The sequence below is a fragment of the Pseudobutyrivibrio sp. ACV-2 genome, assembly GCF_900107545.1.
In the GTDB taxonomy this organism is placed as follows: domain Bacteria; phylum Bacillota; class Clostridia; order Lachnospirales; family Lachnospiraceae; genus Pseudobutyrivibrio.
Map to the genome: position 1 here is coordinate 1 of NZ_FNQZ01000031.1, position 13,867 is coordinate 13,867.

At 37.3% G+C, this 13,867-nt stretch carries 11 protein-coding genes and 1 rRNA gene; all 12 read right to left on the reverse strand.

What is annotated here, in order from left to right; genetic code table 11:
• Window positions 1–79 (reverse strand): 16S ribosomal RNA (locus BLV53_RS16215); the annotation flags it as partial.
• A gap of 432 nt (window positions 80–511) precedes the next feature.
• Window positions 512–1,903, reverse strand: a complete 1,392-nt coding sequence (radA, locus tag BLV53_RS16220; protein WP_090302686.1) for a DNA repair protein RadA — start codon at window positions 1,901–1,903, stop codon at window positions 512–514.
• A 94-nt stretch (window positions 1,904–1,997) separates the two neighbouring features.
• Complete coding sequence (locus BLV53_RS16225) at window positions 1,998–2,411, reverse strand: endosialidase (RefSeq protein ID WP_090302687.1); 414 nt, start codon at window positions 2,409–2,411, stop codon at window positions 1,998–2,000.
• A 104-nt stretch (window positions 2,412–2,515) separates the two neighbouring features.
• Window positions 2,516–4,957: an ATP-dependent Clp protease ATP-binding subunit gene (locus BLV53_RS16230; RefSeq protein ID WP_090302688.1), complete on the reverse strand. Its 2,442-nt coding sequence runs from the start codon at window positions 4,955–4,957 to the stop codon at window positions 2,516–2,518.
• Between the two features lie 12 nt (window positions 4,958–4,969).
• On the reverse strand, window positions 4,970–6,415 hold the full coding sequence (locus BLV53_RS16235) for a hypothetical protein (protein ID WP_090302689.1): 1,446 nt from the start codon (window positions 6,413–6,415) through the stop codon (window positions 4,970–4,972).
• A gap of 113 nt (window positions 6,416–6,528) precedes the next feature.
• Entirely contained in the window at window positions 6,529–6,720 is a 192-nt protein-coding gene (locus BLV53_RS16240; protein ID WP_090302690.1) for a hypothetical protein, read from the reverse strand.
• Between the two features lie 133 nt (window positions 6,721–6,853).
• The gene (locus BLV53_RS16245; RefSeq protein WP_090302691.1) at window positions 6,854–8,095 is read right to left on the reverse strand and encodes a lipase family protein; all 1,242 of its coding nucleotides are present in this window, start codon (window positions 8,093–8,095) and stop codon (window positions 6,854–6,856) included.
• A 300-nt stretch (window positions 8,096–8,395) separates the two neighbouring features.
• Complete coding sequence (locus BLV53_RS16250; protein ID WP_170830908.1) at window positions 8,396–9,316, reverse strand: bile acid:sodium symporter family protein; 921 nt, start codon at window positions 9,314–9,316, stop codon at window positions 8,396–8,398.
• Between the two features lie 43 nt (window positions 9,317–9,359).
• A complete protein-coding gene (locus BLV53_RS16255; RefSeq protein WP_090302693.1) occupies window positions 9,360–10,499 on the reverse strand; it encodes an aldo/keto reductase in 1,140 nt (379 codons plus the stop codon).
• Between the two features lie 260 nt (window positions 10,500–10,759).
• Window positions 10,760–11,053, reverse strand: a complete 294-nt coding sequence (locus tag BLV53_RS16260; protein ID WP_170830909.1) for a hypothetical protein — start codon at window positions 11,051–11,053, stop codon at window positions 10,760–10,762.
• Window positions 11,054–11,599: 546 nt separating this feature from the next.
• The gene (locus BLV53_RS16265; RefSeq protein WP_090302695.1) at window positions 11,600–12,442 is read right to left on the reverse strand and encodes a PD-(D/E)XK nuclease family transposase; all 843 of its coding nucleotides are present in this window, start codon (window positions 12,440–12,442) and stop codon (window positions 11,600–11,602) included.
• 131 nt (window positions 12,443–12,573) lie between these two features.
• Window positions 12,574–12,843: a helix-turn-helix domain-containing protein gene (locus BLV53_RS16270; protein ID WP_242879136.1), complete on the reverse strand. Its 270-nt coding sequence runs from the start codon at window positions 12,841–12,843 to the stop codon at window positions 12,574–12,576.
• Window positions 12,844–13,867: the final 1,024 nt, after the last annotated feature.

Here is a 13,867-nt window from a genome sequence, read left to right on the forward strand (position 1 = left end):
ATAAACTGCTTCGTTCGACTTGCATGTGTTAAGCACGCCGCCAGCGTTCATCCTGAGCCAGGATCAAACTCTCATGTTAAAAAGTTTAATTCCGAATCAGTATAAAACTGACTTGTTTACTAATAAAGGTTTCGTTTCATTAAGAAACTTAAATGAATTTCAAGGATACATGTTTTCTGAAAACTTGTATTAATTCAAGGTTTGTTTCACTGTTCAGTTATCAATCTTCTTATTTGTTGCTTTCAGCAGCAACTCGTTTATATTACCACGATACCAGCTAACTGTCAACAACTTTTTTCTTTAATTTTATAAACAATCTGTGAAAACTTACTGTTTATAATCGTTTACCGCTCTCAGCGGAACGAAACTTATGATATCACCCGTACACCCTTGTGTCAACGAATTTTCTGTGAATTTTTAAAGTAAATCTATTTTAAAACAGGTACTAATTTGTGTGAATTGCAACAATTCATAGACAATAAAGCAATTGATAAAACTATTTCAATTTTTGTTAATTCTTGCGGGTTAGTGCATCCACAGCTTCTTTTACATTTGCAACCCCTACTACTTCTATACCTTTAATATTGGCCACAGACGCCTCATTAGCAAACGGAATAATCACTTTTTCAAAACCAAGCTTTTTTGCCTCATTCACGCGTTGTTCTGCCATTGATACGGAACGCACTTCTCCAGATAATCCTATTTCACCAAAGATAAGAGTTTTAGCATCAATAGAAATATCTTTTTCACTGCTGTATATAGCCATCGCTATAGCTAAATCAATTGCAGGTTCATTGATTCTAATACCACCGGCAATATTTACATAAATATCAGATCTGCCAAGAAATATACCACAGGATTTATTGGCTTTAGCATCACGCATACGTTCTAATACGGCTACAAGTAAATTTACCCTGTTGTAATCACAGCCTGTAGCCATACGTCTAGGGATTTCAAAAGCAGTCTTACTTACCAATGATTGAATTTCTACGAGAATAGGCCTTGTACCCTCTACAGAACAGGTGACAATAGACCCTGTTGCATTTTCCGGTCTTCCGTCGAGCATGACTGAAGATGGATTTCTCACCTCTTCTAAACCTGTATCGCGCATTTCAAATACACCTATTTCATTTGTAGAACCGAATCTGTTTTTAACACCTCTCAAAATTCTGTAAGATGCATGCCTGTCACCTTCAAAATATAAAACTGTATCAACCATGTGTTCCAGCACACGAGGACCTGCAACCGTACCTTCTTTAGTAACATGTCCTACTATGAAGGTTGCTATGCCCTGAACTTTGGATATTTCCATGAGAACACTTGTAGATTCCCTAACCTGTGAAACAGAACCAGGTGCTGAACCAACCGCTTCGTTATACATTGTTTGAATTGAGTCAATAATTAATACAGTAGGCTTTTCTCTTTCAACAACAGCTTTTATAGTGTCGAGATTAGTTTCACATAGTAAGTCAAGTTTATCATTAAAATTGCCTATTCTGTCTGCTCTAATTTTTATCTGTTGGAGTGATTCTTCTCCAGAAACATACAAAACATTTACTCCTGCAAGACATAGTTGTCTACATGTCTGTAGTAATAGAGTAGATTTGCCTATGCCAGGATCTCCTCCGACAAGAACCATTGAACCAGGAACAATTCCTCCACCAAGTACTCTATCAAATTCATCTATATTTGTTGAAATTCTCGCTTCATTTGATGTGGCAACATCAATTATTTTTGTAGGTTTTACATCTGATACTTTTGCACGTTGTTTTACCGACGCTTTATCCACTATTTCTTCTACAAGACTATTCCACGCACCACAAGCTGGACATTTTCCGGCCCACTTTGAAGTCTCATTACCACATTCCTGACAGAAAAATACAGAAACATTTTTCTTGGGCATATATTCACTCCTTATCGTACATCTGAAAATATTATTTATAGAAAAATCTTCCCATGTAAAAATGGGAAGATTTATAAATTCATATTAAATTGATTTATGCTTTTTTGACATTCACTTCAACCGATTTTCCAGGGTCTAATTCCACTGAAAGATTAAGTTTGCCTCCAAGGTTGGTCTTCATTCTGCCAACTGCGACACCACCTACGGTAATGTCATATTCCTGTTCTGGCTCAAGTTCAAGGGTAATCATAGCATCGTCCTTACCCTCTACGGTAAAGCTTAAAGAGTCAGAAGTACAATTGAAGTTTTCAACTGCAGTTCCAGGTACTGATTCGTAGACAAACATACCGTTTTTCTCGAGTTTTGTGATGTCAGCGAAGGTCTTTACCTTGTATAAATCCCCTTCATGCTTGAAATCCTCAAGCTTTTTCTTGTCAGCTAAAGAGTAATCTCCAAAGCTGATGCTGCCATCTGCCTCACTGCGAATTAATTCGCTAATTACAGCCATTCTTGCTCCTCCTATGCTCTGCACACGCAGATTGTCACCGAGATTTTGTTGATTTTAATTATAACAAAGGAATTTATTTTTAACAATAAATGGCGTAAATAAAATTAGCATTTTTCAAAAACTACAACGTCTTTCTGTATTTTAGCTTTTATATTGTCAGATGGTTTAATTTTACCTGCCAATATTTCTTCGGCCATAACATCTTCAAGTGCAGTTTGAATCTTTCTACGGATTGGACGCGCGCCATATTTAGGATCATAGGCCTTATCCACAATCCAGGTTTTAACAGTTGCTGGAATATTAACATTAATATCCATCTGCTCTTTGCATCTATCAATAAACTGTTTAACCTGAAGACCAGCAATCTCTTTCATATCTTCCTTTGTAAGCGCTCTAAATACTATGGTTTCATCTATACGGTTTAAGAATTCAGGTTTAAATATACGCTTAACCTCTTCCATTACTCCATTTTTCATGAACTCATAATCTTTGCTGGCATCTTCTTTGGAAGCAAAACCAAGTTTCTTTGGTTCAATAATAGCCTGTGCTCCGGCATTTGATGTCATGATGATGATAGTGTTTTTAAAGTCTACCTTTCTTCCTTGAGAATCTGTAACATGGCCATCGTCAAGTATCTGTAGTAAAACGTTAAATACATCCGGATGAGCCTTCTCTATTTCATCAAAAAGGATGACAGAATATGGATTTCTACGTACCTTTTCTGATAACTGCCCCCCCTCATCATAACCAACGTATCCTGGAGGGGATCCAATCATTTTAGAAACTGAATGCTTTTCCATATACTCAGACATATCAACACGAATCATGGAATTTTCTGTTCCGAAAACTGCTTCAGCCAAAGCTTTAGATATTTCTGTTTTACCAACACCTGTAGGGCCAAGGAATAGGAATGAGCCAATAGGTCTGCCTTTTTCCTTGAGGCCTACACGACCACGGCGAACCGCACGGGCAACTGCTGAAACTGCTTCCTCCTGACCAACAACTCGTTTATGTAAAATACTTTCAATTTTTCGAAGTCGAACAGACTCCTGTTCAGTCAATTTAGCAACAGGGATTTTCGTCCATAGTGCTACAACTGTTGCAACGTCATTTTCTGTGAGGACAGCTGGCTTTGATTTACGTTTGCGAGAATTTTTCTTGTCTTCAGCCTCTTTCTTGGCAACAAGCTCGTCCTTTTCTTTTTTTAATGAACTTGCCAAAGTAATATCACCAGAAATAATAGCAGATTCCATTTCCTCTGCAAGCTGGGCAATTTGATTTACCAGAGTATCGTCTTTTGTAACTTTTTTAACAAATGATAACTTAAGAGAAGCTGCTGCTTCATCCATCAAATCTATCGCTTTATCAGGAAGGAAGCGGTCTGCTATATAACGTTCTGAGAGAGTTACACAAGCTACAACTGCTTCATCTGGAATAGAAACACCATGGTGTTCTTCATAAAGGTATCTAATACCCTTTAAAATCTCAATAGTTTCTTCTTCTGATGGTTCTTCAACCATTACTGGCTGAAATCTACGCTCAAGAGCAGCATCTTTTTCAACGTATTTTCTGTATTCAGTGATGGTGGTTGCTCCAAGAATTTGGATTTCGCCACGAGCCATAGCTGGTTTTAAGATGTTGGATGCATCGATTGCACCTTCCGCACCACCAGCACCAATAAGTGTATGTATTTCGTCTATGAAAAGAAGTATATTTCCTTCTTCAATTACTTCCGCGATAACTTTTTTAATTCTTTCTTCGAATTCGCCACGATATTTAGAGCCTGCAACCATGCCTGAAAGATCTAGCGAAAGAACTCTTAAATCAGAAATCGATTCAGGGACATTCCCCTCAACAATTCTTTGAGCCAAGCCTTCAACTATAGCGGTTTTTCCAACTCCAGGCTCACCTATAAGACATGGATTGTTTTTACCGCGTCTGGAAAGTATCTGTATTACACGTTGTATTTCAGAATCACGGCCGACTATAGGATCTAATTCACCGTCTTCTGCCATTGCTGTAAGATCGCGGGAAAACTGGTCAAGATAAGAGACTTCATTTTTCTTGTTTCTGCCATTTGTCATGGCCTGCATCTCTTCTTTGTAAACTGCTCCCTCTGCTCCCATACCAGCAACAAGTTCAGAGAATAGCTTGTGCGGATTTACATCGAGAGAATTAAGTAATCTGGCACCTGAACAATCCTGCATGCGAATCATGGCAAGCAATAGATGTTCAGTACCTATTGTTTTTGAACTGCATTTGTCAGCCTCTTCCTCGGCATGGATTAGAAGCTGTTCCATTTTAGGCGTATAGCCATCACGTTCCTGAAGAGCTACATCTCCTCCTGGGGAAATGAGTTCTTCTACAAGTTTAATGAGAGCATCTTTATCTACTCCGTTAGAATTCAAAACCTTGGCAGCAAGAGAATTCTCCTGTTCAATAATAGATATAAGGAGGTGTTCGGTACCTACATAACTATGCTGCAAAGACTTCGAGAGCTTAGATGCACCTGTAATAGCTCGTTTTGCCTGTTTTGAATATTCCATTTGGTTCTCCTTTTATAAGTCATTAAGATCCATCATATTCAAGCTAGAATTCCTTCTAGCCTCATAGCTAGAGACAGATTCAGTAATGGTATATGATGATGGATCATCCTCTTCCTCAGCTTCGTATTCATCATCATATTCTTCGTCGTATGCTTCATCATCTTCTTCGTATTCTTCATCGTTGCGGTTCTTTTTCAAGCCGCCAAATACTATTGAACGAGGAAGCTTTTTAGCAGGTTTAGATGGTTTTGATGCAAATACATCTCCATCAAAATCATCGTCATCTTTGCCCTTAGACTTTAGAAGAGTATTTATAACTATAAATACCAATATGACACAAAGTACGATAAGTGCCATTATAACCTTTCGATATGTGTCAAGTTTATTAACGTAAATATCTACACTGTCATTGGCAGTATTAGACTCACTGTCTGCACCTGAAACAGTTGTAGCAGAAAGAACACTTTCATCCATTCTAGCTACAGATTTGTTTGCGCTGTCGTATACAAACCAGCCTGTGTTGCCAGCTTTATTTGTACCATATACATAGAAAAATTCTGAACCATCTACAGTATACGCTGGTGTAGTTCCACCTTTAACCTCCAACGCTGTCTGAGTAAATGCTGAAGATGGTGCTGATTCAGATGAAGAAATGATAATTGTGTCATTTTCTGCATCAAGCATAAGGAACTGCGAAACAGTCTGCGACTCAGCATTATAAAGATAGAATACACCTGAACCTGAGATGTTATCAGCAGGCTTTAAATATAAAAGTGTAATGCTATCATTTGCAGGCTCGCTATATGTGCTTGAGCCAATCTGAATAGTCTTTTTCGAAAAACCTGATGGCATTTCGTTGTCTGAGTATCTCTCTGATACCACGTATGCAACACCACCAATATCGAAGCCACCGTCGGCATTGAGTGTACCTACTGCTCCTGATGTAGGCACAGAGGTTGTCTCAACTGTAGTTTCTTCCTCTGTTGTTTCAGCAGGAGTCTCCTCCACTGCAACTTCAGCATCTACAGCCTCTTCAGCTGGTGCAGCCTGCTCCTGTGGAGCTGGCTCTGGCTGAGCAGGAGCAGCTCCACCACCAATAGCAAGTGTTGTACTACTTCCAGAGCAGGTAGATGATGAAACTATAATTGAAGCAGTACCTGCAGAACCTGCGTTAAATGTAATATCGCCTGATGTACCATTAAATGTAACAGTATTGCCTGAAGTAGAATATCCGGATGCATTACTGCTTACAAAATTTAACATACTAGATGTGTATTTTACGGTAATGGTGCCTGATTCTGAGGCAGTAACAGAAACCGTGACAGAGTCACCCACCGCAGGTGAACTTTTTGATACAGCAATCATAGTGGTACCCTGTGCGAAAACCACAATATTCATAGCAAAAGCTAGCATTGCCATAACTACAATACTTAAAGTTCTATTAATTATTTTCTTCATAACAAATTACCTTCCATTTCCTGCGGCAAGTGATAACACAAGAATTTGCTATCACTCCCCTTATACCCTACTATATATAGATAATTTTATTATAGAGAATGCTCAAAATATAGTCAACAATTTCGGCAAAGAAGGATGAGCCATATAACCCCCGACATGCCTGAATAAGAGCCTACAATCCCTGTTGTGTGCTCTGCTATATCGATATTGAAGATAAATAAAATAAAAAAAATAATGCCTACTGAAAATAAAAGTGAAAGTCCTGCAAAAGAGAGAATGAGTCCCTTATCTAATCTGTTTTTCATTTTAAAACCTCCGTATTCTTTACTCTTATTTGTTTACAAGTATAGAATACAGAGTAAGCTGTCCTATTATTAGGACAGCTTACAGGCTAATTATTTCTTTAATTGCTATTTTTTACTAATTATTAAGAGCAATTTATTCTGCTATAATTTCAGTCTCAACAACTTCTGCTTCAACATCAGCAACAGAGGCCTCTGCCTCAACAGCATCAGTTTCAACTACTTCTGCATCAACAACCTCTTCTACAAGGTCTGTTTCTTCAATTCTGGCATTCTCAGTAATGTCAGCTTCAACTACTTCTGTTTCAGACTCCATTACCTCAGCAACTTCTGTTTCAACAGAATCCATATCAGTTTCCTGTGCAAAAGTTGTAAATTTACCTAAAACATCCTCAGACATATATCCATCAGCAACTGCCTTTTTAGCTAAGTCGTAGCTCTCAGCTGGTGTCTTTTTAGGAAGAATTGATGTTCTAGCTACTGATGTTGTGCCATAAAGGGAAGTATAGAATGATGTAGTAGCAAAGTTTAAAGTAAGCATTCTACTACCTGTTTCTATACCTATAACACTTCCTCGCTTCTCACCAGCGCAATCGTAGCTTCCCCAAACATCTTCACGTAAGTAGCTATCACAATGTGCAGCTGCAGAATCTCCATTATAACCACCATCTTCATGATTAACACCGGCATACTGCCAAACAATATTAAGCAGTGAAGAAATACTGTAGAATGTGTTCTTATCACTGGTATCACCAAGTCTCTTTACCATACCTTCACGAGTAAAGCCCTGGATAAGAGGAGAACCAAATGTGACTGTATTTAAAACTTCATAATTGTCCTTGATATACTTATCAGCTGCAATCTGCTGTGCAACCATTCCACCAAGACTGTGACCCGCAAGAATGATATTGCTGCCTGCAGGAATTCTATCAATTATGGCATTTTTAACATTTGACTTGTACTCGTTACATAATTCAAATCCTGATAAAAGATCTTCTTTGATAGTTGTAGTCTGATTTTCAACAATTGTTTCTGTTCCTGAAAGTGCAACCACATACACTTCCTTGTCCTCAGAACCCCAATATGTATTATAAGTCATTCTGCCTTCTGTGATAGAAATAGGACCAGCTGTCTGATAATCTGCATAACCAACCTTTGTAAGTGTAGCCATCTGAGCGGCATTCTCCATAGTTATGGTCTCACCATTTTGCATTTTGTAAACCATATCCATGATTTTAAAATCTGTCTCGGTGTGAAGAATATAATTTGTATCTCCGCCTGCTGGAAGAATTGAACCAGCCTCTGAAACGATAGGATTAACGAGAATAGTTGAAGCCACAAGAGCTGCAGCTAAAATTCTTAAAACTCTTTTTTTCATATTTATTACTCCTTTTCTTTTGCGGAAATCAATATATCAGCTTCAGTATCCTAATGCTTCCCAAAATCAAACCGATAAAAAGAGTTTTTTTGTGAGTATTGCGATTTGTCACACATTATATTTTTCAAGTCAAGATTGTTATTATATCGTCTTTATTTTGCTAAGCAACTATCTTAGATAACATTATACTCAGAACAGAAAAATCAGCACATCAGCCCTACGCAAGATCTACAGTCTCTTTCATTGAACTTTGTATCAAAAAAGCCTCTGCCACATAAACACTGTAGCAAAGGCTTGAACTCATATTTTATTAAAAATTCCTGCAAGCACTGCACCTGAAATGTTATGCCAGACAGAAAAAACAGCTCCTGGAACTGTTGCCATTGTTAGATTTGGAAAAGCAGAGGTTGCAAGTGTTGTGGCAAGACCAGAATTTTGCATACCTACTTCTATGGCAATTGCCTTCTTTCTCGGAAGGTCCATTTTAAACAGAACGCCAATCAAATATCCACATAAATATCCAAGCAGATTATGCATTATCACAACTGCAAATATGATTAACCCGGTAGCCAGTATCTTTTCACTGTTATGTGACACAACTGACGCCACAATTAGGCAAATGGCAGTCAATGATATTGTAGGCAAAAAATCATTTACTCTCCCTGAGAGATTTCTAAACAATTTATTTATCAATAACCCCAGTCCAATAGGAATGATTACAACCTGAATGATAGATAAAAACATCGACATAACATTAACACTTACGGTAGTTCTCAGATAAATATATGTTAATGCCGGGGTTAAAACTGGAGCTAGTAATGTATTTATACTTGTCATTCCTATAGAAATAGCTGTATCCCCTTTTGACAGATAGGTTATGACATTGCTAGATGTTCCCCCTGGGCATGTTCCCACAAGCACCACACCGGCAAGGAGTTCATCGTCAAGACCGAAAAGTTTTCCAAGAACAAAAGCAAGGAAAGGCATTACTATAAACTGTGATAAACAACCTATCATAACATCCCTTGGTCTCTTGAACACAACCGAAAAATCGGACAGATTCATAGTCGTACCCATTCCAAACATTACAAGCATTAATAAATAATTTATCCATCCTGTTTGAATCCACAAACAAGTCTTTGGTGAAAGCAATGCCAAAATGGCAATGAACAAAACAATCCACGCCATATACTTACCAAGTATCTCACTTATTTTTTTCATAAATATCCCCATTTATAATTCATCTTCAATAAAATTTTTAGTGCTATTCAAACTGTCTAGCTACCAATTCAAGATTATCTCTGATTGGTAGATGTTGAGGGCAAATATGTTCACATTTGCCGCATTTAATGCAGTCGCTGGCTTTGCCAAAATTGGCTGTAAGTCTTTCATAGTATTCACGCTGAATGGTGAAGCCTTTATCTTTCGATTCCTGCATTTCAGCATTATATAGGGAGAAATATTTAGGAATCGGGATATTCTTTGGGCAGCCATCGACGCAGTATGCACAGGCTGTACATGGAATGGCAATGGTTTCATTAATGATATTTCTTGCCTGCTCCACAAGTTTTAATTCTTCATCTGATAGAGGTTTAAAATCCGCCATGTAGCTTGTGTTATCAAGAAGCATCTGTTCATTTCCCATGCCGGAAAGAACCATCTTTACATTTGGAAGGGATGCGGCGAAACGGATTGCCCAAGATGGGATTGAAGCATTTACATCGTAGCCTTTAAATAAATTTGTCACAGCATCTGGTACATTTGCAAGAGTTCCACCTTTTACCGGCTCCATAACAACAACTGGTTTGTCATGTTTCACGCAGACTTCATAGCATTTACGAGATTGAATGGCTTCATTTTCCCAATCAAGATAATTAATCTGAAGCTGTACAAATTCCATCTCTGGATGTTCTGTAAGAACTCTATCAAGAAGCTCTGCTCTATCATGATATGAAAATCCAATGTGCTTTACCAAGCCAGCTTTCTTTTTCTTTGTAATCCAATCAAAGCTTCCAAGCTCAGTATATTTTTTATAATGGTCCTCTCCTATGTCGTGAAGAAGATAATAATCAAAATATGAAACCCCAGTCTTTTCCATTTGTTTATTGAAGATTTCATCCATCTGCTCTGGCTTGTTGAAAAATCCACCATGGAGCTTATCTGCAAGTGTGAATTTATCCCTTGGATATCTATCTACCAAAGCTTCCTTGGTGGCATTTTCTGACTTGAAGCCACAGTACATCCATGCAGTATCAAAATATGTGAATCCTCTGTCGATAAATGTATCCACCATTTTCTTTAGAGTTTCAACATCAATAGAATCCTCTTTGTTTGGATCCAATCTTGGTAAACGCATTAAACCAAACCCCAGCTTTTTAGTGCTATCTCCAAATATGTTTGTCATAAGCCCCCTCCTACTCTTTGTTTCAACCTGTTTATATAATAACGCTAAGCGGATGGGGTTAGTCAATTAGAACTGCGTATCTAGGGGAGTTTTTCTAACCTCTCCACAAAAGTCACGATCAATATTGTTTATTTATCAACATCACTTTATGTATATTCCGTAAAAAAAGATGTAGGCCAACAAAAAACCTACATCCTCTAAAATCAAACATTTCAAGGGACAAAAAATATCTACAGCATTTCTCAACGCTAAATCAGCTGCTATAGCTTCGATAAATACTTTTCATACTCACCCTCTGGTATCCCCAATGACTCCATGGCCTGTTCTGCAGTTACTTTGAAGCTACGCATGACGTTTTTGACAGAGACCAAGCGTTCTTCTTCTCTTCCCTCTTCTCTTCCTTCTGCTCTTCCTTCCTCATGCGCATCATGCTTTATAATTGCTTCTTCTTCCCATCTCTGCATATATCTCACCCCAACTTTCTCGCTGGATTTTATCTGCGATACCCTGTTTATAATTTTTTCAATAAACGTACTATCTCCTGATTTTTTCAAATACACAAGTACCATGTTAGAAAAACCAGAATACTACCTTGATATACAAAAGCTTCCGCCAAAACTCTTTCATAACTCCCTCAATGTAATATGTTTTATATGGGAATTTGGTCGACACGACCTAGATGCACTTATGCATTTGAATGGAGATTACTATACCATAGAGTTTTTGTTATGTAAACATTCATTTTTCTACAATGCATGCATTTTTATAACTATGCTTCATTCCTACTATTTATCCTGTCCAGTTAATCCATCAGATTGTTCACCGTAACCTTCTTTTACCAAATTAAACACCTCCCACGCTTTAGGCCAGCCGGCACTATTTTCTTAAAAATCTTCATCCCTCTTAGGCATGCTGTCATCAAAGCTATATCTTTCTACAGTCATGGGGACAGGCACCAATGTATGTCTTAGGCGCGATTTGATTTTGCGTGGTTAGATTTTAATAGTTTTCTTTTAATGATGTTTTACAAGTAATATTTTCATAAATAAAAAACTACCCAAACCAGAAACGGCAAGGGTAGATATTATTATCAAATCCAATTACTTTTCTATTATCGCAAGTTTCTCAACAATTAGTTGTCTATCTTTATCAACAACTTCCAATATATCAAAAGCCTGTTCCAACGAAACCGATGTGTTATGCATGACCATTTCTACAGATTTAGCTAAAGTTGCTATTCTACTAGCTTCTGCACTTTTTTGCGATTGTTTAGCTGCATACTTTTCTACTGCTTCACACATATCATAACGTCCTTTCTCATCTTCCTTGAAATGCTTAACTCCTTCAGCAAATTCTTTGTAATACATATCCTTTGATAATTTACAGTTAAAATCATGAGTAAGCTTTCCAAAAGCATCATCTCCACGGTATTTACCATTCACATAGATAATATGGGCACCATCATCAAATAGCTCTCCAGTCTCTCTAATTATTTTATCTATGTGGTATATCGGATTGTTCTGTTTAAACTTATCATGTTGACAAATAAATATAACATAAGCATCTCTTAATTCTTTAAAGGGTTGCTTTTCCTTGAGCATCCTTGTGTCCATCATACTTCCATGAAATCTAGCTCTTCTAGGATGAGATCCTTCAGTATTCCTTTGAACCTCCACATCAAATTCAACACCGTTCTTATCTACAACGTGTATATCCAAAATAATATTACGTCCCTTTGGATGCGGATTTTTTAATGCTTCCTGCCCTTTTACCTTAATTACATTGATATCATCACGTTCTAGAATAATCTGTAATAAAAGTGTAGCAGCAGGAACATTATTATCAAAGACCTTACTCATTAATGTATCATCGAATAGTGTAAGGTTGTCAACAAGTTCTTCAACTTCAGCATCCGTTTCTCGCTGAATAGTATCATTTTGCATCTATTTCTATATCTCTCCTTAATAATAACATCTCATAAAAATAAAAACAACAAGCTGTGCCATTTTTATTTTGCGACACTATGATACTATTCAAAAAGCAGTGTGTCAATCTTATTTTTGACACTGAATTTCTATTTTTGCTTTATTTTCTGAAGTCCCTCATAATATGCCTTATATCGATAATATGTACGCCTACTCATCCCTGTTGAACTCATTATCTCGGTAATTGGGGTTCCTTTTTCATACAATGATGACCACTCTTCAAAATTCTGTTGCCATTTGTCATCATGTTTATGGCGCCCACCAAGACTTTTATTCTCATATTTCTTAAGTTCATTCTTCAATGAATCCACTTCCTTTTCAAGTTCTTCTATCCTTTTTAGTGCCTGTTCTAGATTCATATTTATCACCTTCTTAAACATAGATATTTATCTTCCCTATTGGTTTAGCTAGAGCTTTATGGATGTCTAGCCCAAGAGTTTTTATAATATATTACATATTATAATTATGCATTACATATTATTCAAAGGCTTGAAACATCTGATCCGCCATCAAGCTCTGTTACAACACCCATTTTATACTATTATCCATATAATATAAATTAGGGACAAACTACAAGCTGCCCCATGATGTTAATGCATCCTACTTCTTAGTAGTTAATGATATCGACGAAATCAAACAAACTAAATCAAATGTGAAATAGGGCTCCTTGCCGTCTCAAGTCGCCCTATCTCGAAAAATTGAAAAAGTTTTTTAGTACTTTGAAGTACTCTTGTTTAGAAGCATTAGTAAAGAATTATATTATCTTAGTCTTCTTTCTTTATTTTTATCAAGGTGTTTATTCTACTAGGCAGCCTGTGATAGACTTCCGGGTTTGTTTCTTGTTCTGACACCGTTCAATGCCGCAAACTCTTATAAATCAAGGGTTTGCGTTGTAACAATTCTGTAATACGAGGCACCAAACTTTCTTTAACAGACATTTCTATTTCTTTTTACGCTCTTTAATTGGCTTTATTTTCTGAAGTTTTACATGTTTGTGCCCACCTCTAAGCACGAAATTGCAGTGAAAGTAAATGATTTTCGTGTCGGTAAACCTCTCATCTAGCACGTATTTTCAGTGGAGTACTTGATTTTTCGTGTCGAGGTACCTCTCATCTAACACGAATTTCCGGTAAAATATATCATTTTCGTGTCTGCGAGGCTTTCCACGAGCACGATTTTCCAGTGTAGTACATGATTTTTCGTGTCGAGGTGTATCTCCACTGGCACGAATTTTCAGTGAAATATCTGATTTTCGTGTCGGTAAACCTGTCCACTAGCACGTATTTTCAGTATAGTACATAATTTTTCGTGTCTACGAGCCTTTCCACGAGCACGATTTTCCAGTGGAGTACATGATTTTTCGTGTCGAGGTGCATCTCCACT

Bases quoted from the DNA above. Each gene is read 5' to 3' on its own strand.
- radA (WP_090302686.1), bottom strand. From the start codon at position 1,903: ATGCCCAAGAAAAATGTTTCTGTATTTTTCTGTCAGGAATGTGGTAAT.
- BLV53_RS16225 (WP_090302687.1), bottom strand. From the start codon at position 2,411: ATGGCTGTAATTAGCGAATTAATTCGCAGTGAGGCAGATGGCAGCATC.
- BLV53_RS16230 (WP_090302688.1), bottom strand. From the start codon at position 4,957: ATGGAATATTCAAAACAGGCAAAACGAGCTATTACAGGTGCATCTAAG.
- BLV53_RS16235 (WP_090302689.1), bottom strand. From the start codon at position 6,415: ATGAAGAAAATAATTAATAGAACTTTAAGTATTGTAGTTATGGCAATG.
- BLV53_RS16240 (WP_090302690.1), bottom strand. From the start codon at position 6,720: ATGAAAAACAGATTAGATAAGGGACTCATTCTCTCTTTTGCAGGACTT.
- BLV53_RS16245 (WP_090302691.1), bottom strand. From the start codon at position 8,095: ATGAAAAAAAGAGTTTTAAGAATTTTAGCTGCAGCTCTTGTGGCTTCA.
- BLV53_RS16250 (WP_170830908.1), bottom strand. From the start codon at position 9,316: ATGAAAAAAATAAGTGAGATACTTGGTAAGTATATGGCGTGGATTGTT.
- BLV53_RS16255 (WP_090302693.1), bottom strand. From the start codon at position 10,499: ATGACAAACATATTTGGAGATAGCACTAAAAAGCTGGGGTTTGGTTTA.
- BLV53_RS16265 (WP_090302695.1), bottom strand. From the start codon at position 12,442: ATGCAAAATGATACTATTCAGCGAGAAACGGATGCTGAAGTTGAAGAA.
- BLV53_RS16270 (WP_242879136.1), bottom strand. From the start codon at position 12,843: ATGAATCTAGAACAGGCACTAAAAAGGATAGAAGAACTTGAAAAGGAA.